Consider the following 21,568-nt stretch of genomic DNA (forward strand, 5'->3'; position numbering starts at 1 on the left):
TGACAACCCCTGGGTGAACTCAGCCCTGGCCCGGCCGGCGGTTCCGGGCGAGCGTGAACGGGACCCCGACCTCCACGGGCCCAACGAAGGCAAGGAGAATCATGAGACGCGGTATCGCCCTACTTCTCGGCGCGGTCCTGGCGGCCGGCCCCAGCGTGCCCGCGCACGCGCACCCCAGCCACCCGACGCCCACGACACCCGGCGCCACGCCCGCGGCGGCCGAACCGACCTACGGGAAGGGGTGGAAGCCGCGGGCGGCGATCGGCGGCGGGCCCCGCCAGGAGCACAGCGTCGCCGCGCTCGGCCACCGGGTCTACGTCCTCGGCGGCATCGTCCCCGACCCGGCCGGCGGTGTCGTCACCACCGGGCGGGTGGAGGTCTACGACACCCGGCGCGACACCTGGTCGGAGGCGGCCCCGCTGCCCGTCGTGACGAACCATCCCAACGTGGCGACGGTCAATGGCCGGATCTACGTGCTCGGCGGGCTGTCCGGCGGCGCGTCGTGGCAGGCCGTGCGTGACAGCTTCGTGTACGACCCGCGTACCGACCGGTGGACGCCGTTGCCGCCGATGCCCGCCGGCATGGAGCGGGGAAGCGCGGCGATGGGCGTACGCGGGACGAAGATCTATCTCGCGGGCGGCATGCGCACGCTGACGCCCGGCCCCGGCGGCCTGCAGGACACGGTGGACCTCGTGTCGTCGTACGACGTCGTGACCGGCCGGTGGGAGAGCCTGCCGAGCCTGCCGCAGGCGCGCGACCACGTCGGCGGCGCGATCGTCGGAGGGACCTTCTACGTGCTCGGCGGCCGCGACCGGGGACAGGTCAACGTGCGCGACACCGTGTACGCGCTCGACCTGCGCTCGCGCCGCTGGTCGGAGCGGGCGCCCATGCCGACGGCCCGGGGCGGGATCGCCGCCGCGGCCGTGGGCGGGAAGATCTACACGTTCGGCGGCGAGGGGCGGCACGACGGGACGAACCCGAACACGGTCTTCGCCGAGGCCGAGGCGTACGACACGGCGCGCGACCGCTGGGTGCGCCTGGCGCCGATGCCGGTGCCCCGGCACGGGACCGCCGCCGTCGCGGTGGGAGGCACGATCTACATCCCAGGCGGCGGCACCGCGGGCGGCGCGGCCCCTGTGGACGTCAACGACGCCTACCGGCCGACGGCCGCCGGGCGTCAGGCGGCTTCGTAGCCGGGGAAGAAGGGCCCGACCGGCTGGGGCGATGTGATCCGGCGATGGCGTGGAAGCGGCGGCTATCGCGGCGACGTGAGCATCGCCCTAGTCGGAAATGTCCGTACCCGTGTCAGCTCGCGGCGCGGTCGCCGAGCGGGCGGCGGCACAGTGCGGGGTCTGTCAGGGGCGCTGGTACCCCGCCTGCCTCGCCTCCGGCCTCCGTTCGCGACGGAGCCGTGACGGTGACCGCTCGAACCCCTGGGCCCGGTCAGCACGCCTTGAGGTTGTAGAACGTGCCGGGGGACCTGTAGTAGTGGGTCCGGTGCTGACCGGGTTTGATGGTCCAGCACGGTCCGTCGGGCCACGAGGCGATCCGCGCCCTCACCTGGTTCGTCTGCCCGCACTTGCTCTTGATCGTGACGCTGCGGTAGAAGCCGACGTCGTTGCTCCGGATGTCGTAGCAGGGGATCCTGGCGTCCGCCTTGGGGTGGCCGGAGTGTGCGGCCCGTGCTGGGGCGACGTCCGCATCGGCGTGAGCAGTGTTCATGACGCCGGCTCCAGCGAGGGCTCCTGCCAGAACGAAGGCGCTCCCGAAGATCGCGGCACGCATGGTGTGCTCCTCTCTTGTGGTCGGGCCGGCGCGACGGTGTGCCCCGCCGGTCGCGTAAACCCCGAACCGTAACCGGGTCAAAGATTCCTAAACCGTCGCACTCGGGTCGGCCGGGAGGAGGGCCGGGATCAAACGCCCTTCAGAACCCGATCAAGTGCCGCCCGTCCCGCAGGTCCCCAGTGCGGCTTGCCACCGGCAAAGCCCCGGTCCCCGTTCTGCCCCATGAGCATCAGGAAGAGACTCTTCATCGCGGCCAGCCCGCGGGCGCGCCGGATCGCCGCCTCGTCCGTGTGCCCGTACGCGTCGAAGAACCGTGCGGCCGTACCCGCGGGGAGCAGCACCCATGCGGCGGCGAGGTCCCACGCCGGATCTCCGGCGAACATGGTTTCGAAGTCGACGATGCCCGAGAGCGTTCCGTCCGAGACGACCACGTTCGCGGGATGGAGATCGCCGTGCACCCACACCGGCGGGCCCTCCCACTCGGCGGCCGCGACGGCGTCGTCCCAGACGGCCCGGACGTCGGCGGCGATGTCGTCGGGGGCAATGGCCTTGAAGAATCTCTCGAAACCGTCCGTGCAGTCCCTGGGATGGGCACCGCGGTCCGTAGCGATCGGCGCATCGGCGGGCGCCTCCACATGAAGGGCCCTGAGGAAGCCCGCCAGCGTGTCGGCCGCGTGGACGCCGCGGCTGATCGAGCCGTATTCCAGCGGCTCGCCGGGAACCCACGTCATCACGGTCCAGTGCTTGGGGAAGCGCTCGGACGGTTCGCCGGACCGCACCGGGGTCGGCACGGGGAGCGGCAGGCGCGGGGCCAGCACGGGCAGCCACCGCCGCTCCCTGAGCTGGGGCTCAGGGCTGGTTTCCATGCGCTGCATGCGCACGGCCAGCTCGTCCCCAAGGCGCCACATCTGGTTGCCCCAGCCGCCCGCCACCTCACGGATGGCCAGCCCTGCGAGGTCCGGATGTTGCTCCCGCAGCAGGGCGCGGACCAGGTCTGCGGTGATCTCGATCTCGGTGTCGGTCATGCGAAGTCACAGTACTGAGGCGGCGGACGGAGCGGCTCTCTCACGCATTCGGTTGGAGAGCTGCAGATCGGAGGCGCGGCCTGCCGCGTACGAACGCGGCAGGTCCGCCCGCACGTCCGTCGCGACGGGGATCAGCCGCAGTGCACGTTGTTGAGCTTGCGCGTATTCCAGTCCGGTACGGTCCCTTGAACGTCGATGCACTGGTTGGGTGCGGACACGTACACCGGGCCGGCGTAGTGCGTGAACTCGCCGGCGTCCGAGTCGTTCCCGCTGCCGTCGCCTCGCGAGATGGCGACCCCCTTCCAGCTCTTGGTGTTGGCGTACTTGCCGTAGCCGTAGGTCAGGGCGCAGTTCTTGCCGGTGCTGGAGCTGTAGTACACCTCCAGCGTGCCCGTGCGGCTCCCGTCCACCTTGTGGTTGATGGCGTAGACGCCGACCCGGTTGTAGCTGCTGCCGCAGGGTCCGGCCGCGCCTGCCGGGGCGGCGCCCATCGCCATCGTGGCGGAGGCGGCGACGGCCGCGCCGGTCAGGAAGGTCGCCAGCTTGCGTGTATGCACAGAAGTCCCTTCAATCGATTGATGCTCACGACATGAGACCACGAATGCCGCTGACGCGCATAACGGGTACGGCCTCGTACGAGCGCAACCGGCCACGGGACACCTGATGTGCGGTGATGTCTCACACAGTGGGGTTTTCCTTCGCGGCGCGGCCGAGGCGGATGGCCGAGATGAGGAAGAAGATGCCGCCGGGGATGGCGTAGCCGGCCGCGTTGATCAGCGTCGGGTCGGGGGCGGAGGCGCCGAGGATGAACGACGTGCCGGCGAGTACGGAGATGCCGCCACTGATGATCATCGGCCACTGGCCGCCCATCCTGCGGCGGGTGACGCCCACGATCAGCTGGACCGCCCCGGCCACGACCGCCCAGGCGCCCCAGACGCGCAGCACCGCCGGGATGCCGGACGTGCAGGCGATGGCCACGCCGACGGCGGTGATCAGGCTGGCCGCGATGTTCACGTACAGCAGGACCGGTGATCCGGTGGCGCGCGACGCGCGGGCGTCGATGACGGCGGCGGCCACGTCGAACAGCGGGTAGAGCACGAGCAGGGTGGCCGCGAGCGGGCCCAGGTTCGCGGCGGTCGTGAACATCACGAGTGCCCAGACGACGGCGAACGCGAACCGGACGAAGTACAGCCGTCGGAGGGTGAACGCGGTGCCGGAGATGCCGGGCGAAGCAGCGATGGAGCTCATGATGATCCTTTTCAGCTTACAAGACAGAATGTTCTATCTCCCATAGCGTGCTCCTCGCAATGCCACCTTGTCAATACCGAACGTTCTACCTACTGAAGAGGTCTCATGCGCCGGCCGTCCGAAGCGCGGTCCCGGCCGCTCGGCCCCTGTACGTCACGGCACGACGCCGAAAATCGGTTGCCCCGCACAGCCGGGCTCGGGAAACGTGGTCCTCATGATGCTCTGAAAGATCGCACCCCACTCCCCCGGGACGCCACGGCGCCGACTCGCGCCGTGCTGCCGTCCGCGCACCATTCCTTTCAGCGAAGAGAGCGTCTTTGTCCGAACAGCTTCCTGCCACCGTGACGGTGTTCGCCTCCGCCACGAGCTGGATCGAGTCCGATGCCGTCGCGCAGTGCCACCAGGTGGCCGCCCTCGACGGCATGCTGCACGTCGCCGCCATGCCGGACCTGCACCCCGGCAAGGGCGCCCCCATCGGCGCCGCGATGACCGCGTCCCTCGTCTACCCGTTCCTGGTGGGCTCCGACATCGGTTGCGGCATCGCCGTGTTCCCCGTCAAGCTCAAGCGCGCCGTACCCGAGAAGCTCGCCGCCCGCTTTCCCGACCTCGATCGTGCGCTGCATCCCGAGCGGGATGCCGACGATCCCGCCTGGGACGTGCTGAAGGGCGACATTCCCGCCGGTCATGTCGAGGGCCTCGGGACGGTCGGACGGGGCAACCACTTCGTCGAGCTGGCCCGGATCGGGACCGTCTTCGAGCCCGGCCACGCGAGCCGGCTCGGGCTGGAGGCCGGCGACCTGGTGCTCGTCGTCCACAGTGGCTCCCGAGGGCTGGGCGAACGGATCCTGCGGGCGCACACCGAGGTGCACGGCGCGGGTCCCGCCCCTGATCCCGCCGGCTACCTCGCGATGCACGACGAGGCCGTACGGTGGGGGTCGCTCAACCGGCGGCTGCTGGCCGCGCGGGTCGCCCGTGCGCTGGGGGCCGAGCCCGCCGAGCCGATCGTCGACCAGTGCCACAACCTGGTCGAGGTCCGCGACGGGACCTACCTGCACCGCAAGGGGGCGGCGCCGGGTGACGGCCGCGACGTGCTCATCGCCGGCACACGAGGCACTCCTTCCTACCTCGTGGCCGGCCACGCCGGGCCGGACGCCGGCCATTCCGTGGCGCACGGCGCGGGCCGCAAGATGTCGCGGGCCGACGCGCTGCGCCGGGGCCGGGCCAAGCACACCGTCGAAGAGCTACGCCGCACGCCGATGGGGTCTCTGGTGGTGTGCGGCGACCGCCAGCTCCTCTTCGAGGAGGCGCCCACGGCCTACAAGCGCATCGAGCAGGTCATCGCCGACCTCGTCGACCATGACCTGGCCACGCCCATCGCCACCACGATCCCGCTGGTCACGTACAAGACGGCCGACCTCGGGTCCACGCCCCGCAGGGACCGGCGCCGCAAGCGGGCCCGGGGATGAGCGTCCACCTGCTCCTGTCCGCAATGCGCCCCGGATCGGGGCCAGGCGCCGCTGGCTGCATGTGGCCTGCACGACCACCTTGACCCTGCTCGGCCTGGGCGAACGCTCCCGTACGATCCTCCGCGCCTTCACCGGCAACCTGTGGATGCCGCCCGTCGCAGTTGTTCAGCGCGCGGGCGTGGCCCATCCGGTCTCCGCCCTTCTCGTACAGCAGCAGCGCCTGCCTGGCGTGGTCGAGCGCTGTCTGTGGTGACCCCGCAACCACACCACCCGGGCCGCGCCGGGTACTGGCACGTGGGGTCACGATGGGAGCTGACGCGGTGGACACCTGTGGGCGTACCTTGATCGGTTGCGGGGTCAGACGCGGTTGCGGGTTTCGGCCGACTCCGGCAGCGGCATCCCTGGGCATGTGGTGGTGCGCTTCCCGGTCTCGAAGTAGTCGACCAGCTTCTCGATGCAGCCGGGCACCTGGAAGGCGGAGCCGTGCACGTCGTCGTCGATGGTCACCACGGTCCCGCCGATGGCCTCGCGCATGGCGGGCGTGGACTCGTACGGCGACATGCTCTCGTGGAGGTGGCCGGAGAGCATCAGCGAGCCGCCGAAGGGCCGCAGGTCCGTCTTCTGCGCCGGCAACGGCCACCCCGCGCACGGCGCGACGTAGGGGGTCGCCGCCACGGTCCGTCCGGTCACCGGGTAACGCTGCACACGCTTCAGATAGGCGTTCCACCACGACTCGAACGTGCGCTCGCCCAATTCCTCGTTGCATTGGAACGCTCGGTTCGCCGTGAGCTCCCTGCCGTCCTGCTGGGGGCCGAACATCTCCTTGACCGCCGGCGGCGCGGTCGGGCCCTCGGCGTCGACCAGTTCCTTGAGCACCTGGGCGGCCCTTGGCCACTGTGTACTGGGCCGGACTGCGGCCTCGGCGATCAGCGTCCCATCCACGGTGAGCCCGATGTCGGTGAATGTCAGCGGATCGGCGTCGTACGCCTTTTGCATGTCCTCAAGCGCCGCCACCACGTCCTTCGTGGTCGTGCCGAACCCGTAGGTGTCGTCGCGCGCCGCGATCCACGCGGCCATCCGCTGGAAGTTGCGGTGAGCGGCCTTGGCCCCGGCCTCCACCCCGGTGTCCCTCCTGTGGTCGGGAGGGGCGACGCTGTCCAGCCACATCCGGTCCACCTTGCCGGGGAAGAGGCTGCCCAGCACCGCGCCGAGCCAGGCGCCCCAGGAGCCGGCGAGGAAGCTGATCTTCGGCTCGCCCAGCGCGGCGCGGATCCTGTCGATGTCACGGGCCACGTTCGCGGCCGTGACCTGTTCGAGGAATTCGGGATTCGACTGGGCGCACTCCCGGTTTATCTTGACCGTCTCGGCGTAGGCCTTCCTGGCGTGTTCCTCGGTGACTGGGCCCGGCGGGCGTTCGCTCCATTGACCTTCGGGGCACGCGACTTTCGTACTGGAGCCGACGCCTCGCGGGTCGATTCCGATCAGGTCGTAGCGCTCGTCCAGCTCCGCCCCATTCGTGACGATCCGGTGGGGCATCAGATAGCCGGACCCGCCGGGGCCCCCGGGGTTGAACGCCAGGCTGCCCCGACGGTGTTTCTGATCAGCCGCCTTCAACCTGGTCAGGGCGATGCTGATCTGCTTGCCCGCCGGATCGTCATAGTCCAGGGGAACGCTGATCGTCCCGCACTCGGTACGGCCGAGCAGTTGCCTGTACTCCTCGAGTTTCTCCTCCGACACGCCCAACCGGCGCAGGTCCTCGTCGGAGTATTCCGGGCACTCCTGCCACTCGATGGCAGGCGCCTTGGCCGCGCCCCCCACCTCGCCGATGGCCGCCGAGACGGGCGTAGCGACGACGAGAGAACTCATCAGCAACGTTCCTGAAAGGAGACCGGCCGAACGGGCCGCAGCCGCACGATTCATTGGTTGATTCCTTCCACGGGGAACGAGAGCCACCTGGCCGGACCAGAGGTCCCGCGGCACACCGGATTCGACGTTCGTACTATTCGGCCACAGCGGCCGTTTCCTCTCTGTTTCCAGAAAAGGCAGTGTGGGGTCGGGCGTGGCAATCGCGACTGGATGCTCGGCATCACCACCTGGCCGGCGACACCGGCTCCTTCGTCGACGCCATGCGGCTGGTCCCGCATCATGACCGCCCGCCCACGCAGTTCCACGGACGTGCGCACCCGCCACATCGGTCGTTGGCATTCAACCGCCCGGTGGCCGAAGTGCCAACAGCGTTGAGGAGGAGGGATGGTCAGCTCGTTCGGCTCGTTTCAGCCGTATTCCGAACCGCCGCACATCGCATCTGATCTTCCTGACCCAAAGCCGGTGCACACGACTCGCGACTGCCAGAAGTAATCGCGGCGCGCACCTCGTCGAGCTGTTTCACGCTACGTCCGGAAAGAGAGGCAAAGACGAAATGCCAACGGGCGCCCTAGGCATTTCCTATGGCGCCCGGTTTCCTCCCCCGCGACTCACCCTCAGTGGATGCGGTACTTCTTGCCGCAGTTGTCGAATTTCCCGGCCCAGCAGGTGAACGTGTACACCTTCTTGATCCCCCGGCCGCTCCAGGCGCCCGTGACCTTGCCGTCCCACGCCTTGTTGAACTTGGTCCAGTGGCCGTTCTGGTACACCTCGAACCAGACCCACCCCTTCTTGCCGCCGACCTTGTCCACTCCGTACCACTTCGTGAAGACCTTGCCGTGGCTCTTCCACGTCTTGCCGAACGTGTACGCCTTGCCGTCGCTGGAGAAGAACTTGCCCCAGGTCGTCGTGGAGTGCGTGGTCGCCTGGGCGGCGGCCGGGCTCAGGGCGAGGCCGGTGACGGCCATCGAACCGGCAAGAGCGGCGATCGCGAAGGTCTTACGCATTTCGGGTTCCTCCCCCGTGTCGGTGTGATCCGGTGAAAGGGACACTACGGAGACTCGCAGGGATTAACTGTGGACGAATCCACACAGCGGATGTGATCGGCGCCACAGCAGGCCGCGTTCGCACGGCTCAATAAGATCGCTGCTGCTGCGTTGATCCGGCGACCGGGAGCCACGATGAGCGACCCCGGCGGCTTCGGCCCCTGGCGATGGACGACCGCGAGGCGCTCCTCGCGAGCGCCGGCCGCCCGCATCCGGGCCTTCCTCTGCCCTGACGGCTTCCGCTGACGAAGGTGGACATGCGTGCGATTCGCGTCGAGATTGGTCGGCAGCGGACGACGTGAGGAGCGCGCATGAGGATCGTGGAACTGGCCTCGGTGGACGGATACATCGCCTTCGACCTCGACTGCCCGACGAGCGCGGGCGGCACCCGGCTGGCCCCCGACGCCACCCGTGGCGAGGCAGGGCTGCTGGCGCGGGCGATGACGTACAAGCTGGCCCTGCTCGGCGAGCGGATCGGCGGGGCCAAGGCGGTGCTGCGGGCGGGGCCCGAGGACCGGGCTGCCGTCCTGGACCGCTACTGCCAGGAGATCACCCCGCTGGTCGAGAAGGGCGGTTTCGTCACGGCCTCGGACCTGGGCACGCATACGCGGGACTTCGCCTCGCTGCCCGGTCACCGTACCGACTCGGTGATGCACCAGGAGGTCGACGGCGAGCTGGTGGACACGATGGTGACGGGCCTCGGCGTGGTGGTCGCCGCGGAGACCGCGCTCGGCGGGCTGGCGGGGCGCACGTTCGCGGTGGAGGGGTTCGGCAAGGTGGGCGGGGCCGTCGTACGTGAGGCCGCGCGGCGGGGCGCGCGGCTCGTCGCCCTCTCGACGCTGCACGGCTGCGTGGCCGACCCGGCCGGGCTGGACGTCGCCGCGCTGGAGGAGCTGCGCGCCGAGCACGGCGACGCCTGCGTGAACCTGCTCGGCCTGCCGGTACGGCCCGCCGAGACGCTGTACGAGGTGACCGCGGACGTGCTGGTGCCCGGCGCGCGGACCGGCACGCTGACCGCCGAGCGCGCCGCCGGCGTGCGTGCCCGCGTGATCGCACCGGCGGCGAACGTGCCCTACACCGGGGCCGGGCTGCGCACCCTCACGGAGCGCGACGTGACGACGCTGGCCGACTTCGTCTGCGGCGCCGGAGCGGCGATCGGCTACCTGGCCGAACGCGCCGGCCGGGTGCCCGACGCCGCCTCCGCGCGGGACCTGGTGGAGGAGCGGATCGGCCGGTTCACGGGGCTGGCGCTTGCGCATCCCGGCGGGCCGTTCGCGGGCTCGTGCGCCCTGGCGGAGGGGTTCCTCGCCACCTGGCGCGACCCCGCCGACCTCGCCGACGGCCCTCCCCTCGCTCCCGAGCCGGGACGGTGAGCAGCGCGGCGGGCAGTCTCAGCCGAGGAAGTCGAGGAGGTGGGCCAGCAGGGCCTCCGGTCGCTCTTCGGGGATGAAATGGCCGCATTCGGGGATCTCGGCGCCTGTCACGTCGTCGGCGTACTCACGCCAGATCTCCAGGGTCGGCATCCGAGCGGGCAGCCCCACGGAGCCCCACAGGGCCAGGACCGGCATCGTGAGCCGGCGGCCTGCGGCGGCGTCCTCGTCGTCCAGGGCGAGATCCTGCTCGTGGGCGCGGTAGTCGTGGGTGACCACGTCGAGCACGGTGAGCCGCTCGACCTGCCCGGGGTGGTCGAGCGCCCAGCGATGGGCGACGCTGCTGTTGTCGACTCTGGAGCAGGTCATTCAGTACGGCCTGGGCGGCGCTGAACGGACGTCGTGTCCTGGCCGGCTCCTGCCTCACGGGCTTCCCGCATCTTCCCCGTGGCGAAGTAGCCGACCGCGACCCGGTAGAAGCCGGAGATCGACTCGCCGCCTTCCATCCCGGCGCGGAACTGCTTGCGTACTTTCGTGAAAGGGAAGGCCGTGCTGCCGTCGGGAAGGAGCACGCCCCACGCTTCGTCGTCCGGCCCGTGCCAGCGGCCGCCCGTGGCGGCCACCAGGCAGGCGCCCAGGAACGAACCGAGCACGCCGACCAGCCCGTCGATCTGCTCCGGGTCGGAGCCGGGGCGGGCACGCTGGCGCTCGATGAAGCCATCCACCCACTCGACGGACTCCGCGTTGAGGCCGAAGTCCACGTCGCTGAGCGGTGCGAGTTGCTCGATGGCCAGGTTGACGTTCGCCTCGATCTTTCGCAGCTCCTCTGCCTCCATCCCAGGATGGTCGCACCGACCGCAGGAGCGATCAATCGGGTTTCCGGCCTGAGGGCGCGTCCTGGCCGGGTGCCGGGTGATCGGCTCCGCCGGCCGCCGCGCGGGCTCTCGCCGGGTTCCCAGAATAGTTGACACGACATATATGTCGTGTAATCTAATGACATGACGAACCAACCGACGCTGGTGTTCATCCCCTGCTTCTCCGGCGCTCCGTGGGATCTGACGCGGCTCACCCCGCTGGCCCACCGCCCGCAGCGCACCTTCAGGCTTCCCGAGGGTGTGGCCGACATGGAGGCCTACGCCGACGCCGCCGCGGCGCACGTCGCCGACCTGGACGACTACGTGCTCGTGGGCGACTCGTTCGGGGCGAACATCGCGCTCGCGCTGGCCGTGCGCCGGCCGGCCGGGCTGCGTGCCCTGGTGATGTCCGGTGGCTTCGCGGCGAACCCCGTCACCTCTCCCGTCTGGAGGAGCGCCATGCGGTTCATGGGCAGGCTGCGCGGCGGCCTCTACCGCCAGCTGGCGCTGCGCGCGCACGCCCACCGGCTGGCCTCACCGCACGACCGTGAGGGCCAGGTGCCCTGGAGCGAGGCGGACAGCCGCAGGTTGTTCCTGGACCACACCCCCGCGGCGTCCTTCGGGGCCCGCGTCGGCGCGGCGCTCACCGCCGACTACGTCGACCGGCTCGATCGCGTACGTGTCCCCACCCTGATCATCACGCCGTCGCACGACAAGCTGATCGGCGAGCAGGCAGCCGAGATCATGCGTACGGGAATCGCCGGCTCCCGCGAGGTCGTGCTGGACAGGACCGGGCACATGTTCCGTTTCACGCACCCCGAGACGTACGCCCAGGCCGTCGAGACGTTCCTGGCCGAGACGGCCGCCGATCACGAGACGGCCCATGCGGCCCGCTGAGGAGCTCAGATACCTGATCCTGGCCGCGCAGCGGGAAGGCAACCGGCTGCTCGGCCAGGCCCTTCGGCCGCTCGGCATCACCCCCTCCCAGGCGGAGGTGATCCGGGTCCTGGGTGAGCGCGGCCCTCTCACGCTCAGCGGCCTCGGCGAACTGCTGGTCTGCGAGAGCGGCAACAGCCCGAGCAGGCTCGTGGACCGGCTGGTCGGCATCGGCCTGGTCAGGCGGGACGTGGCGGCCCACGACCGCCGCCACATCGACCTGTCGCTCACCGCGGAAGGCGACGATCTCGTACGGCGGATCGCCGAGATCGAGGAACGGCTGCATCAGTCCATCGACGCCGCGGCCGAGGGCCGCGACGTCGAGCAGGTCCTCGGTTTTCTCAGAGCGTTCGTCGGCGGCCTGCCCGCCGGTGAAGCCCTGGCCCGCCGCGCCCGCCCCGAAGCGGATCCCGGCTGAGGGACCGTCAGGCGGCCTGGGAGCGCCGGTGGGCCGTGGGGCTGATGCCGCGGAGCCGTTTGAAGGCGACGGACAGGGCGAAGGCGTTGGCGTAGCCGACCCGGCGGGCGATCGTCTCGACGGTGTCGTCGGTCGTGCGCAGCAGGTCGGCGGCCAGGGTGATGCGCCAGCCCGTCAGGTAGGCGATCGGCGCCTCCCCGACCAGGGCGGTGAAACGGCGCGACAGGCTCGCGCGGGAGACGCCGGTGCGTTCGGCCAGCCCGACGAGGGTCCACGGGTGCGCGGGATCCTCGTGCAGGAGACGCAGCGCCAGGCCGACGACGGGATCGCCCTGCGCGCGGTACCAGCCGGGCGCCTGCGACTCCGGCCTGGCGAACCAGGCGCGCAGCGTGGTGATCAGCGCCAGGTCGAGCCACCGGTCGAGCACGCTCTGCTGGCCGGGCTGATCCTGCTGGATCTCGCCGAGCACCATGTCCATGACGTGCCCGGCGACGTCGGCGGCCGGCACCACCAGCACCGGCGGCAGGGCGGCGAGCAGGCGGCGGCTGACGTCTCCTTCCAGCTGGTAGGTGCCGCTGACCACCATGGCGGCGCCTTCGGGGCGCCCACCGTGCGTACGGACCGCGAGTCGCGCGCTGTAATCGACGGGGGCTCCCGGCAGAGGTTCGCAGCGTCCGCCCGGGTGGATGCGCAGTTGCGGCGCGGTCGCGGGGTCGTCGCCCACGACGTACGGCTCCGTTCCGCGCAGGACGGCGACGTCGCGTTCCTCCATCCGGACGGGCGCGAGGCCGTCGCGTACGATCCAGGCCGAGCCGCGGATGAGGGACGCGAGCGAGAGCGGCGCCTCGTCGGCGATGTGCAGCGCCCACGGCGGGTCCATGATCGTCAGGTTGAAGACGCCGCCACGGGCTCTGGTGCCGGCCAGCAAATCGTCGAGCACGTCCATAGCCACAGACTAGGTGAGATTCACAGACATGAAAATGCGTTGAACAGCCATGGCCTGTCTCACCCTTTCGCGGTGGACTCAGCACATGACGACAACACCGATCCTCATCCTGGGCGGCGCGGGCAAGACCGGCCGCCACGTCGCCGGGCGGCTGCGGGCGCGCGGCGTCCCGACCAGGCTCGCCTCGCGATCGAGTGAGCAGCGCTTCGACTGGTACGACGGGAGCACCTGGCTCCCGGCGACGGCCGGGATCGACACGGCCTACGTGGTCCCGCCGTACGACCCGCCGGGGCTCGCGCTGGCCGGGCGGTTCGTCCAGCACGCGGCGGCGAACGGACTGCGCCGGGTGGTGCTGCTGTCCGGCCGCGGCGTCGGCAGCCCCGGCCGCGACTTCGAGGTCTACCACGCCCAGCTCGAACTGGAGAACGCGGTCAAGGACAGTGACGCCGCCTGGACCATCGTCCGGCCCTCCTGGTTCATGCAGAACTTCAGCACGGACTTCATGCACGCCCAGGTACTGGCCGGCGAACTGCGGCTGCCCGCGGGCGACGGCGCGGAACCATGGATCGACACCGAGGACGTCGCCGACGTGATGGTGGCCGCGCTGCTGGACGAGAGCCACACGGGCGAGACGTACTCGCTGTCCGGCCCCCGCGCCCTCACCCTGGACGAGGTCGCGACCGAACTGTCCGCCGCGACCGGCCGGCAGATCCGCTACGTCGCACTCGAACCCGAGGAGCACGTCACCGAAATGGTCGGCCAGGGCGCATCGCAGGTCGAGGCCGAGGCCCTGCGCGACCTGTTGGCGGTGATCCGCAACCACCGCTCCGGCTACCTCTCCGACGGCGTGCGGCGGGTCCTCGGCCGGGAGCCACGCGACTTCGCCGACTGGACACGAACCACCGCGCGCGCCGGCGTGTGGTCGCCATGACGCTCCCCCGCCGTCAACCAGGGATCCCGTGTCCCCGGGTGGGTTGAGCCTTCTCCAGCCGCTCACCGGCGCGCACCGTTGGTGGCATGACTACGACGAAACAGCTCGGCGAGCGGCACCCCGCTTGCCCAACGCCGGCCCACGCGCTGTGGGACGACGGCCTGGCCCTGACCGCCCGGACCGGGTCCACGGCAATCCCGGGGAGAACGGCATGACGGTACCGACGCTTTCGACGGCCGAGCGGGACCGCCGGTGGGAGCTGGCACGCGTGTTCATGGAGCGCGAGGGGCTCGACGCGCTGCTCGTCTTCGGCGAGCACGAGGACGCCGGCCCGGCGCAGGTGGCGTACGACACGTGGTTCACCAACGGCCGGCCGGGGACGACGGTGGTCTTCCCGCGGACCGGCGATCCGCTCTGCCTGTTCCCCGGCCCGCTGTTCATCGCGGACCACCTGGAGTCGTCCCGCCGGGACGACATGTGGTTCCCGCCCGGGAACCTGCGCGGTTTCCGGCACTCCGCGGCGATCGCCGAGACGCTCGGCGGGCTGGGGCTGGCGAAGGGGAAGATCGGCGTCGTGGGACTCGGCCCCCACCTGCCGTGGCACCCCGAGGGCATCCTGCCCTTCCGGCTCTGGGACACCGTCCTGTCACGCTTCCCGGAGGCCGAGTTCACGCCGGTCGACGTGGCGTTCGCGCAGCTCGTCAGCCGGCTGAGCCCGGAGGAGCTCGACCTCGTACGCCACTCCGCGGCCATCGGCGACGCCATGGTGCGCGCCATGGTCGAGACCGCCGCTCCCGGCGTCTCCGAGAGCGAGGTGTACGCGGCCGGCATGTACGAGGGATACCGGCGGGGCACGCTCCCCGCGGCCATGCACTTCTGGTCAGGCCCTGACCAGGTCGCCTCCGGCCTGCCGGAGTGGGGCTACCGGCCCAAGGCTCCGCGCGTCCTGCGGGAGGGCGACGTGATCTACGCGGAGGTGTTCTGCGCCTTCGGCGGACGCCACACCCAGCACCAGGTGACGATCGCCGTCGGCGACGTGCACGAGGACTTCCACCGGGCCGGCGACGTCGCCCGCGCCGCCTACGACGCGGGCCTCGAAGCGCTGCGCCCGGGGCGGACGTTCGGCGAGCTCGTCGACGCGGTGCACAAGCCGATCCTGGCGGCCGACGGTTCGGTGTACAGCATCGCGGTGCACTCGCTCAACCCGGGCCTCGCGCTGGGCGCCATCCGCACCGACGTCGGCGAGCTCCCCGGCGCCGAGGACTACCCGTCCGTGCCGGAGGGCGGCACCCTCTTCGCCGACATGGTGCTCCAACCCGGCATGACCTTCGTCCTGGAGCCCAACTACGCCTTCGGGCGCCGCATGGTGCACCTCGGCGGCACGGTGGTCGTGGGCGAGGACCTGCCGGTCCAGCTCAACCCGTACACAGCCCGGATCCTGCGGGCGACGGGAACGCCGGCTCCTGGTCACCGCCGGTCAGTCGCGTGAGCCGAGCGGGACGTGCGGTGACAGGGCGTTGAGGAAGTCGGGCGCGTCGAAGGCCGCGCCCGCGAAGACCACGCCCGTCGCCTTGGCCCGGCCGGTGAGGCCGGGGTCGACCGCCTCCACCGCGAGCGGCGCGCTGACGGCGTAGACGTCCTGACCGGTGGCGGCCACGCGGCGTTCGGCGCCGCCGGAGCGGCCGCCGGCCCTCTCACCGCAGCACCCGCCTGAAGACGCCCGCCAAGGCGGGGAGCGGGTCGTGCAGGGACAGGGTGCTGTGCGCGGCTCCCCCGGCGAAGCGCACGGTGCCGACCAGGTCCGCGACCAGGCCGGAGCGGCGTTCCACGACGGCCCGCCGCAGGTCTCCCTCCAGCCACTGGTACCGCACGCCGGGCCGGGCCCGCACGGACGGCACCTCCCGCCCGATCGAGAGGTCGGCCCACGCCGCGGGCAGGTTGGCGCCGGCGGCGGTGGCCAGGGCCATCGAGCCGTAGAAACGGCCGTTCAGGTCGATGAGCCGGGGCGTTCCATCCTCGGGCACCACGAACTGCAGCTGCGCCAGCCCGAACCAGCCGAGGCTCGCCAGCAGCCGGCTCGCCGGGCCGCTGATGCCGGCGTCCACGCGCACGGTCTCGGCGCGGCAGCTCGCGCCGGCCTGCGGCGGCCAGATGCGCGAGGCCACCTGCATGCAGTCGGCCACCACCCGGCCTCCGAGCGCGGACACGGCGGAGTAGGCCATCAGCCGGCCCTCGTGGAACTCCTCGACCCGCGGCTCGCCGCCGAGTTCGCGCACCTCGTCGGCCCGGCGGCGCGCGGCGTCGGCGCCGTGCACGACGAGCGTGTCGATCCTGGGCGGCGCTCCCGGTTGTTCCGGCCGGGCGTGCAGGCGGGCCTTGACCACGACGGGCCGGTGCTCGGCGGTGAGGACGCGCGGGTCGAGGATCCTGGCCGTGCGCAAGCCCACCGACTCGGCGACGTCGCACAACTCCTGCTTGTCGATGGCGCGGACGACGTGCCGGTGGCCGGCGTACGGGACGATCGACGGCACCTCGTCCCTGGCCATGGACAGCGCGAGGACCTCCGCCTCGCCGGCGCCGAAGACCACGTCGTACCCGTGGCGGCGGACCGCGACCCCGACGGCGGCCATGAAGGCGTCGTGACTCTCGTGGGCCGCGGGCACGCGGTGCTTCCAGCGGCAGAAGCGCGACGACGACGCCAGCCCGGCGGCCTTCGGATGGCCGACGCCGACCTGCCAGCCCGCGCCGGCGAGGGAGCGGACCGCGGCAAGCGCTCCCCTGCTGAAGCCCGTCTCCACAATCAGTGCGCGCAATGCACCCCACGTCCACCCGGCGTCATCCCAGCCGGGCCCAGCTACCCGCCCGCGGCGCGGGCATGCGTCGAGGCCGGGGCAGGCGCCTGCGGTGTGCCGGGGGGCGGCCAGGGTAGTCGGGCGTCATGATGAGACGCGCTCTGTGGCAGGGGCTGGTCGCCGGTACGGCGGGCGCGGTCGCGATGACCCTCGCCGAGAAGGCCGAGCAGCGCCTCACCTCCCGCCCCGACTCCCACGTCCCCGCCCGCGTGCTGGAACGGCTGACCGGCATGCGGGAGCACCGGGGACGGGCGTCGCAGGTGGTGAATCTGGGCATGCACGTCGGCCAGGGCGCACTCGTCGGAGTGCTGCGCTCGACGATGGCGCTGGCGGGGCTGCGTGGAGGATGGTCCTCGCTGATGTTCACCGCCGTCCGGCTGACCACCGACCAGATCCTGGAGAACGCCACCGGCGTCGGCGCCCCGCCTCCCACGTGGCCGAGGCGGGAACTGGCCGTGGACGTGCTGCACAAGTCGGTCTACGGCTTCGTCACCGGCGCCGTCGCCGACGCCCTCGCCGCGCGCGGCGGCCCAGGGCCCGGTCAGCGCCACGCGGCGGCCGAACCCGGACGCCGTTCCGGCAGCGCCCCGCTGCCGCGCGAGAAGGCCTACACCCGTTGAGCCAGGATCAGTCGGGTGCTCCCGTCCTCCTCGATCCCGGCGCGGTCGTGCGGGTAGTGCAGGTCGAACGCGGGCCGTTCTGAGCGGATGCGCGGCATGGACGTGAAGCTGTGCCGCGGCGGCGGGCAGGAGGTGGCCCATTCCAGGGAATCGCCGCCGTCGCCGGGGTTCCGGCACGCGCCGCGACGTCAACCGGCGCTGTCGCCGTCCTCCGTGTCGGGGGCGGTGAGGTCCTCGGCCGTCCGGCCCGACTCTTTCAGCGCTTCCTCCATCGCCGCCTGCCCCGCGGACCGCGGCTCGCCGCCGCGCTCTTCTTCCGCCGCCGCCTCTTCGGCCGCGTCCAGCAACGGCTGGAGACCGGCGATGTCCTGGGTTCGATCAATTTCGGCAAGTCCTGATCAGCCCTCCGTGGCCAAGGAGTCCGAAGGGCCACGATTCTCGAACCGCTCCCGCCGCCGACCACCAGGCGATGGGAGCGGCGTTGCTCATTCCCGGGCATTGCGTCACACCCTGCGGATCCGACCACCGGTCACCTGCCGGTGGTGAGGACCATGCGGTAGCGGGCGTCGCCGGACATCATGCGGTCGTAGGCCGCCGCGACGTCGTCCAGCGGGCGGGTCTCGGTCATGGGCCGGATGCCGGTCAGGGCGGCGAAGCGCAAAGTCTCCTCGACGTCGCGTGCGGTGCCGGACGGGTGGCCGTGCACGGTCCTGCTCGACGAGATGAGCTGGAAGGGGCTGACCTGGATGGGCTCGGGCGTGGCGCCGAGCACGATGAGCTCGCCGTTGTCGCCCAGCCCGTCGATGGCGGCGCCCATGGCGGCGGAGCTGGCCGCGGTGGCGAGGACGACCTTCGCCCCACCCAGGGCCTGCAGCTGACCGGCCACGTCACCCGCGGTGCTGTCGATGTAGTGGTGGGCGCCGAAGCGCTTGGCCGCGTCGGCCTTGTCGGCGCCCCGCGCGACGGCCACGGTCTCGAAGCCGAGCTTGTTCGCGAACTGCACGCCCAGGTGGCCGAGCCCGCCGACGCCGAGCACGGCGACGAGGTCGCCAGGACCGGCCGCGCTGTGGCGCAGCGCGTTGAACGTGGTCACGCCGGCGCATCCCATGGGCGCGGCCTCGGCGGCGCTGAGCTCGTCGGGGATGCGGGCCAGCGCGGACACGGGTACGACCACGGCCTCGGCGTACCCGCCGGGGTAGGCCCAGCCGGGCACCTGCATGCGCGCGCAGTGGATGAAGTCGCCGCGGCGGCAGGCGGGGCACGTGCCGCAGTTGCCGCCGAACCAGCCGACGGCCACCCGGTCGCCGACGTTCCAGTCCTCGACGTCCTCGCCCGCGGCTTCGACGCGTCCGGCGATCTCGTGGCCGGTCACCAGAGGGAACGGCACGTCGGGAAAGGCGGCGTTGACGAACGCGGCGTCGGAACGGCAGACGCCGCACGCCTCGACTGTCAGCCTGACGTGACCGCGCCGCGGCTCGGGCAGCTCGCGCTCGACCACGTCGAACGCGCCGCCGGGTTCGGTGACCTGAGCGGCTCGTACGGTCAGCGGCTTGGCGGAAGTGTGCGTGGACATGGTGAACCCCTTAGGGAGGAGACTGTGTTGTGGCGGAACCGGTCCGCACCGGGCCCATACCCAGGACACCACGCCACAGCCCTCGGCAAGGGCTCTGAGCAGGCCCTTCGCGGGCAGGTACCGAGAAGGCAGGTACTGACAGGGCCACCCGGCCGCCGGTGCTCTCTTCCCGACGGGACGACAATGGTGTTGTGAATCCTCCGCTCCCTGAAGGGCGCGGCTTCTCGCTGATCGCCTGCAGGCGACGACGGTCCCCTCGGGAGGATCTGATGGACAGACGGAGCGAACTCGCCTATTTCCTGCGCTCCCGACGCTGGCCGAGCTCGTCGGCGAGCTCACCCTGCGCTGCCCCGAGTTCACCACCTGGTGGAACGACCACCGCGTGCTGCGCCGCACCCACGGCACGAAGTGCTATCACCACCCGGCGGTCGGGGAGCTGCACTTCTCGTACGAGTCCTTCCAGTCCTCCGGCGACCCCGACCAGACGTTGTGCGTCTACAACGTCGAGCCCGGCTCGGCCACCGCCGACGCGATCCGGCTGCTGAGCGGCCTGGCCGCCCCCGCGACGCCCTCCGCAGAGACCAGGTGAACGGCCATCCGGAGACGATTCCCGTCGACGCCGGCATGGGGCCCGCGACACCACCGTCACGCCCCCTGCAGTTATCAGTGATACGCATCATTGCTTCCACTGATATTATCAGTGATACGATGGTCGTGTTTCCATCGGAACACACCCACGGGAGTACGACATGATCATCGTGACCGGCGCCACCGGACTGCTCGGGCGCCAGATCGTCGAGCGGCTGCTCACCCGCGTGCCCGCGGGCCAGGTGGGCGTCAGCGTCCGCGACCCCGGCAAGGCACAGGCCTTCGCCGACCAGGGCGTGCGCGTGCGGCGCGGCGACTTCGCCGAGGCCGCCACCCTGGCCCACGCCTTCGAGGGCGCCACGCAGGTGCTCATCGTCTCGATCGACGCGCTGGGTGAGGAGGCCGTACGGCGACACCGCGCCGCGATCGACGCGGCCGTCGCGGCGGGCGCCCGCCGCGTCCTCTACACCAGCCACATGGCGGCCGGCGCCTCCTCGCACTTCCAGGCCTGCCGCGACCACGCCGCGACCGAGGAGGCGCTGCGGAAGTGCGGCGTGCCGTTCACCTCGCTGCGCAACGGCTTCTACGCCGCCAACGCGGTGCGGCTCCTCGCCCAGGCCATGCGGTCCGACCACCTCGTGATCCCCGCGGACGGGCCGGTCAGCTGGACCTCACACGAGGACCTCGCCGACGCGGCCGCCGCCGTCCTGGCCGGCGAGGGCCGCTTCGACGGCCCCACTCCTCCGCTCACCGCCGCCGAGGCACTGACCTTCGACGACGTCGCCCGCATCGCCGGCGAGGTCACCGGACGCACCGTCACCAGGGTCGTCGCGCCCGACGACGCCTTCCGGCGGCAGCTGACCGAGCACGGCGTGCCAGACGAGTACGCGGGCCACCTGCTCGGCATGTTCGCCGCCGCCCGCGCCGGCGAGTTCGCCACCGTGGACCCGACCCTGGCCACTTTGCTCGGCCACGCACCCACCCCGCTGAGCGCCGTCGTACGCAAGGACCTGGCCACCGTCTGAGGGCCGCCGGCTTCCGAGGACTACACGTCGGCGGCCAGGCGGTCGAGCCACTCGCCGAGCAGGTGCTGCTCCGCCTCGCTGAGCGTGCTCTGCTGCGGCAGCGCGGCGCGCAGTGCCCTGGCCGCGCCTGCGGGGCCGGGGTCCTGCACGGCTGGTTCATCCGTGGTGACGGCGGTGACCATGGACTCGCGCATGGCGGTCAGCAGGGCCGGGTCGCGCCCGTCCTCGGGGAGTGACAGCCAGGTGAGCACGGCGCCGCGGGCGGTGGCGTGGATGATGGCGGCGGCGAGCGGTTCGTCGACGCGGAGCCTGCCCGCCGCGGCGATGCGGCGGATGCGCCCGTGGAGCATCTCCATGCCGGCCCTGTGCGCGGGTGAGTCCGTGCCGCGCCTCGGCTCGCCGTACAACATCGCGTAGAGCGCCGGGTTGGCGAGCCCGAACTCGACGGCGAGGTCCCAGCCCGCCCGCAGGTCGTCGACCGGGTCGTCGGGGATGGGGACGGCGCGCTTGGTCTCGATGAACCGGGTGTAGCCGTGCTCGGCCACCGCGTCGAGCAGGCCGTCCATGTCGTCGAAGTGGCGGTAGATCGCGGGGGGCTGCACGCCGGCCGCGGCGGCGACCGCGCGGGTGGTGACCGCCTCGCGTCCCTCGCGTGCCAGAAGGCCGGCCGCGGCCTCGACCACCCGCCGGCGGGTCAGCTCGCGTCCTCCGCCCTCCGGTGTGGAGCCCGGCGAGGTGTCCGCCCTTGTCCGCATGGATGCAACGATACCGCTGCGCCCGTATCGGTGTTCACTGTCATGTCGCGAGCAGTCGGTGATCGGCCGGGCGGACGCCGAGCTGGGCTACGCGTCGAAGAGCGCGTTCAGCACCGCGTTCAAGCGGGAGGTGGGGCATCGCCGCTCCGCCACCGCTACCGCGTGCGCGGCGAAGCACGCCGCGGCCTGGGCCTCGGCGGCGCGGGAGAGTGAGGGCTTCCCCACGCCGCCCTGAGGGTGTCTGCGCAGGCAGGCACATCGGCTGGT

The 21,568-nt window shown here is 71.6% G+C and carries 26 protein-coding genes; 12 read left to right on the forward strand and 14 right to left on the reverse strand.

The window, feature by feature from the left end:
- Positions 1–101 precede the first annotated feature (101 nt).
- A complete protein-coding gene (locus GUY59_RS07565; RefSeq protein WP_138199742.1) occupies positions 102–1,193 on the forward strand; it encodes a Kelch repeat-containing protein in 1,092 nt (363 codons plus the stop codon).
- 250 nt (positions 1,194–1,443) lie between these two features.
- Here the strand turns inward: GUY59_RS07565 and GUY59_RS07570 are convergent, their stop codons facing one another.
- From GUY59_RS07570 to GUY59_RS07585, 4 genes are all read right to left on the reverse strand, one after another.
- Positions 1,444–1,722, reverse strand: coding sequence for a hypothetical protein (locus GUY59_RS07570; RefSeq protein WP_161714443.1), 279 nt, complete (start codon positions 1,720–1,722; stop codon positions 1,444–1,446).
- A 191-nt stretch (positions 1,723–1,913) separates the two neighbouring features.
- Complete coding sequence (locus tag GUY59_RS07575) at positions 1,914–2,810, reverse strand: aminoglycoside phosphotransferase family protein (protein ID WP_138199740.1); 897 nt, start codon at positions 2,808–2,810, stop codon at positions 1,914–1,916.
- A gap of 131 nt (positions 2,811–2,941) precedes the next feature.
- Positions 2,942–3,367, reverse strand: a complete 426-nt coding sequence (locus tag GUY59_RS07580) for a hypothetical protein (protein WP_138199739.1) — start codon at positions 3,365–3,367, stop codon at positions 2,942–2,944.
- 121 nt (positions 3,368–3,488) lie between these two features.
- Positions 3,489–4,058 (reverse strand): hypothetical protein, encoded by a 570-nt coding sequence (locus GUY59_RS07585; protein WP_138199738.1) that lies wholly within the window; start codon positions 4,056–4,058, stop codon positions 3,489–3,491.
- A 317-nt stretch (positions 4,059–4,375) separates the two neighbouring features.
- Here GUY59_RS07585 and GUY59_RS07590 point away from each other — a divergent pair, with 317 nt between their 5' ends.
- Positions 4,376–5,524 (forward strand): RNA ligase RtcB family protein, encoded by a 1,149-nt coding sequence (locus GUY59_RS07590; protein ID WP_138199737.1) that lies wholly within the window; start codon positions 4,376–4,378, stop codon positions 5,522–5,524.
- A 61-nt stretch (positions 5,525–5,585) separates the two neighbouring features.
- Positions 5,586–5,777: a hypothetical protein gene (locus GUY59_RS07595; RefSeq protein WP_161714444.1), complete on the forward strand. Its 192-nt coding sequence runs from the start codon at positions 5,586–5,588 to the stop codon at positions 5,775–5,777.
- Between the two features lie 104 nt (positions 5,778–5,881).
- Here the strand turns inward: GUY59_RS07595 and GUY59_RS07600 are convergent, their stop codons facing one another.
- Positions 5,882–7,390 carry an alpha/beta fold hydrolase gene (locus GUY59_RS07600; RefSeq protein ID WP_236666932.1) on the reverse strand — a complete coding sequence of 503 codons (1,509 nt, stop codon included), beginning with the start codon at positions 7,388–7,390 and terminating at the stop codon, positions 5,882–5,884.
- Positions 7,391–8,004: 614 nt separating this feature from the next.
- Positions 8,005–8,394: a hypothetical protein gene (locus GUY59_RS07605; protein WP_138199735.1), complete on the reverse strand. Its 390-nt coding sequence runs from the start codon at positions 8,392–8,394 to the stop codon at positions 8,005–8,007.
- Between the two features lie 350 nt (positions 8,395–8,744).
- On the opposite strand from GUY59_RS07605, the gene GUY59_RS07610 reads away from it, so the two are divergent.
- Positions 8,745–9,806, forward strand: a complete 1,062-nt coding sequence (locus tag GUY59_RS07610) for a Glu/Leu/Phe/Val dehydrogenase dimerization domain-containing protein (protein ID WP_138199734.1) — start codon at positions 8,745–8,747, stop codon at positions 9,804–9,806.
- An 18-nt stretch (positions 9,807–9,824) separates the two neighbouring features.
- On the opposite strand, the gene GUY59_RS07615 is transcribed toward GUY59_RS07610, so the two are convergent.
- Positions 9,825–10,172 carry an alpha/beta fold hydrolase gene (locus GUY59_RS07615; RefSeq protein ID WP_201760603.1) on the reverse strand — a complete coding sequence of 116 codons (348 nt, stop codon included), beginning with the start codon at positions 10,170–10,172 and terminating at the stop codon, positions 9,825–9,827.
- Positions 10,169–10,639, reverse strand: a complete 471-nt coding sequence (locus GUY59_RS07620) for a hypothetical protein (protein ID WP_138199733.1) — start codon at positions 10,637–10,639, stop codon at positions 10,169–10,171. Before GUY59_RS07620 ends, GUY59_RS07615 begins: the two co-directional genes overlap by 4 nt.
- A gap of 162 nt (positions 10,640–10,801) precedes the next feature.
- Between GUY59_RS07620 and GUY59_RS07625 the strand changes: the two genes are divergently transcribed.
- Together GUY59_RS07625 and GUY59_RS07630 are read left to right on the forward strand one after the other, a co-directional pair.
- Positions 10,802–11,554, forward strand: coding sequence for an alpha/beta fold hydrolase (locus tag GUY59_RS07625; RefSeq protein ID WP_138199732.1), 753 nt, complete (start codon positions 10,802–10,804; stop codon positions 11,552–11,554).
- Complete coding sequence (locus GUY59_RS07630; RefSeq protein WP_138199731.1) at positions 11,541–12,011, forward strand: MarR family winged helix-turn-helix transcriptional regulator; 471 nt, start codon at positions 11,541–11,543, stop codon at positions 12,009–12,011. Before GUY59_RS07625 ends, GUY59_RS07630 begins: the two co-directional genes overlap by 14 nt.
- 7 nt (positions 12,012–12,018) lie before the next feature.
- Here the strand turns inward: GUY59_RS07630 and GUY59_RS07635 are convergent, their stop codons facing one another.
- Entirely contained in the window at positions 12,019–12,957 is a 939-nt protein-coding gene (locus GUY59_RS07635; RefSeq protein ID WP_138199730.1) for an AraC family transcriptional regulator, read from the reverse strand.
- 85 nt (positions 12,958–13,042) lie between these two features.
- Between GUY59_RS07635 and GUY59_RS07640 the strand changes: the two genes are divergently transcribed.
- Together GUY59_RS07640 and GUY59_RS07645 are read left to right on the forward strand one after the other, a co-directional pair.
- On the forward strand, positions 13,043–13,888 hold the full coding sequence (locus GUY59_RS07640; protein ID WP_138199729.1) for an NAD(P)H-binding protein: 846 nt from the start codon (positions 13,043–13,045) through the stop codon (positions 13,886–13,888).
- Positions 13,889–14,099: 211 nt separating this feature from the next.
- Positions 14,100–15,377 carry a M24 family metallopeptidase gene (locus tag GUY59_RS07645; RefSeq protein ID WP_138199728.1) on the forward strand — a complete coding sequence of 426 codons (1,278 nt, stop codon included), beginning with the start codon at positions 14,100–14,102 and terminating at the stop codon, positions 15,375–15,377.
- On the opposite strand, the gene GUY59_RS07650 is transcribed toward GUY59_RS07645, so the two are convergent.
- Together GUY59_RS07650 and GUY59_RS07655 are read right to left on the reverse strand one after the other, a co-directional pair.
- On the reverse strand, positions 15,366–15,545 hold the full coding sequence (locus GUY59_RS07650; RefSeq protein WP_201760604.1) for a hypothetical protein: 180 nt from the start codon (positions 15,543–15,545) through the stop codon (positions 15,366–15,368). The genes GUY59_RS07645 and GUY59_RS07650 overlap by 12 nt on opposite strands.
- Before the next feature lie 37 nt (positions 15,546–15,582).
- Positions 15,583–16,701 carry an ATP-grasp domain-containing protein gene (locus GUY59_RS07655; protein WP_138199727.1) on the reverse strand — a complete coding sequence of 373 codons (1,119 nt, stop codon included), beginning with the start codon at positions 16,699–16,701 and terminating at the stop codon, positions 15,583–15,585.
- A gap of 125 nt (positions 16,702–16,826) precedes the next feature.
- Between GUY59_RS07655 and GUY59_RS07660 the strand changes: the two genes are divergently transcribed.
- Complete coding sequence (locus GUY59_RS07660; protein ID WP_138199726.1) at positions 16,827–17,360, forward strand: hypothetical protein; 534 nt, start codon at positions 16,827–16,829, stop codon at positions 17,358–17,360.
- Between the two features lie 188 nt (positions 17,361–17,548).
- Here GUY59_RS07660 and GUY59_RS07665 read toward each other — a convergent pair whose 3' ends face one another.
- Together GUY59_RS07665 and GUY59_RS07670 are read right to left on the reverse strand one after the other, a co-directional pair.
- Positions 17,549–17,707 carry a hypothetical protein gene (locus tag GUY59_RS07665; protein ID WP_161714445.1) on the reverse strand — a complete coding sequence of 53 codons (159 nt, stop codon included), beginning with the start codon at positions 17,705–17,707 and terminating at the stop codon, positions 17,549–17,551.
- Between the two features lie 182 nt (positions 17,708–17,889).
- Positions 17,890–18,933: an alcohol dehydrogenase gene (locus GUY59_RS07670; RefSeq protein ID WP_138199725.1), complete on the reverse strand. Its 1,044-nt coding sequence runs from the start codon at positions 18,931–18,933 to the stop codon at positions 17,890–17,892.
- A 235-nt stretch (positions 18,934–19,168) separates the two neighbouring features.
- Between GUY59_RS07670 and GUY59_RS07675 the strand changes: the two genes are divergently transcribed.
- Complete coding sequence (locus GUY59_RS07675; protein ID WP_201760609.1) at positions 19,169–19,522, forward strand: MmyB family transcriptional regulator; 354 nt, start codon at positions 19,169–19,171, stop codon at positions 19,520–19,522.
- 160 nt (positions 19,523–19,682) lie between these two features.
- Entirely contained in the window at positions 19,683–20,546 is an 864-nt protein-coding gene (locus GUY59_RS07680; protein ID WP_138199724.1) for an NmrA family NAD(P)-binding protein, read from the forward strand.
- 20 nt (positions 20,547–20,566) lie between these two features.
- Here the strand turns inward: GUY59_RS07680 and GUY59_RS07685 are convergent, their stop codons facing one another.
- The gene (locus GUY59_RS07685) at positions 20,567–21,301 is read right to left on the reverse strand and encodes a TetR/AcrR family transcriptional regulator (RefSeq protein ID WP_138199723.1); all 735 of its coding nucleotides are present in this window, start codon (positions 21,299–21,301) and stop codon (positions 20,567–20,569) included.
- Positions 21,302–21,359: 58 nt separating this feature from the next.
- Here GUY59_RS07685 and GUY59_RS07690 point away from each other — a divergent pair, with 58 nt between their 5' ends.
- Positions 21,360–21,536 carry a hypothetical protein gene (locus tag GUY59_RS07690; RefSeq protein WP_161714446.1) on the forward strand — a complete coding sequence of 59 codons (177 nt, stop codon included), beginning with the start codon at positions 21,360–21,362 and terminating at the stop codon, positions 21,534–21,536.
- The last annotated feature ends 32 nt before the right edge of the window (positions 21,537–21,568 follow it).

Source organism: Nonomuraea sp. K271, from assembly GCF_009908215.1.
Classification (GTDB): domain Bacteria; phylum Actinomycetota; class Actinomycetes; order Streptosporangiales; family Streptosporangiaceae; genus Nonomuraea; species Nonomuraea longispora.

What these genes read in the sequence shown, in the direction of transcription:
- GUY59_RS07565 (WP_138199742.1), top strand. Translation starts at nt 102, where the DNA reads ATGAGACGCGGTATCGCCCTACTTCTCGGCGCGGTCCTGGCGGCCGGC.
- GUY59_RS07570 (WP_161714443.1), bottom strand. Translation starts at nt 1,722, where the DNA reads ATGAACACTGCTCACGCCGATGCGGACGTCGCCCCAGCACGGGCCGCA.
- GUY59_RS07575 (WP_138199740.1), bottom strand. Translation starts at nt 2,810, where the DNA reads ATGACCGACACCGAGATCGAGATCACCGCAGACCTGGTCCGCGCCCTG.
- GUY59_RS07585 (WP_138199738.1), bottom strand. Translation starts at nt 4,058, where the DNA reads ATGAGCTCCATCGCTGCTTCGCCCGGCATCTCCGGCACCGCGTTCACC.
- GUY59_RS07600 (WP_236666932.1), bottom strand. Translation starts at nt 7,390, where the DNA reads ATGAGTTCTCTCGTCGTCGCTACGCCCGTCTCGGCGGCCATCGGCGAG.
- GUY59_RS07605 (WP_138199735.1), bottom strand. Translation starts at nt 8,394, where the DNA reads ATGCGTAAGACCTTCGCGATCGCCGCTCTTGCCGGTTCGATGGCCGTC.
- GUY59_RS07610 (WP_138199734.1), top strand. Translation starts at nt 8,745, where the DNA reads ATGAGGATCGTGGAACTGGCCTCGGTGGACGGATACATCGCCTTCGAC.
- GUY59_RS07615 (WP_201760603.1), bottom strand. Translation starts at nt 10,172, where the DNA reads ATGACCTGCTCCAGAGTCGACAACAGCAGCGTCGCCCATCGCTGGGCG.
- GUY59_RS07620 (WP_138199733.1), bottom strand. Translation starts at nt 10,639, where the DNA reads ATGGAGGCAGAGGAGCTGCGAAAGATCGAGGCGAACGTCAACCTGGCC.
- GUY59_RS07625 (WP_138199732.1), top strand. Translation starts at nt 10,802, where the DNA reads ATGACGAACCAACCGACGCTGGTGTTCATCCCCTGCTTCTCCGGCGCT.
- GUY59_RS07630 (WP_138199731.1), top strand. Translation starts at nt 11,541, where the DNA reads ATGCGGCCCGCTGAGGAGCTCAGATACCTGATCCTGGCCGCGCAGCGG.
- GUY59_RS07635 (WP_138199730.1), bottom strand. Translation starts at nt 12,957, where the DNA reads ATGGACGTGCTCGACGATTTGCTGGCCGGCACCAGAGCCCGTGGCGGC.
- GUY59_RS07640 (WP_138199729.1), top strand. Translation starts at nt 13,043, where the DNA reads ATGACGACAACACCGATCCTCATCCTGGGCGGCGCGGGCAAGACCGGC.
- GUY59_RS07645 (WP_138199728.1), top strand. Translation starts at nt 14,100, where the DNA reads ATGACGGTACCGACGCTTTCGACGGCCGAGCGGGACCGCCGGTGGGAG.
- GUY59_RS07660 (WP_138199726.1), top strand. Translation starts at nt 16,827, where the DNA reads ATGATGAGACGCGCTCTGTGGCAGGGGCTGGTCGCCGGTACGGCGGGC.
- GUY59_RS07670 (WP_138199725.1), bottom strand. Translation starts at nt 18,933, where the DNA reads ATGTCCACGCACACTTCCGCCAAGCCGCTGACCGTACGAGCCGCTCAG.
- GUY59_RS07680 (WP_138199724.1), top strand. Translation starts at nt 19,683, where the DNA reads ATGATCATCGTGACCGGCGCCACCGGACTGCTCGGGCGCCAGATCGTC.
- GUY59_RS07685 (WP_138199723.1), bottom strand. Translation starts at nt 21,301, where the DNA reads ATGCGGACAAGGGCGGACACCTCGCCGGGCTCCACACCGGAGGGCGGA.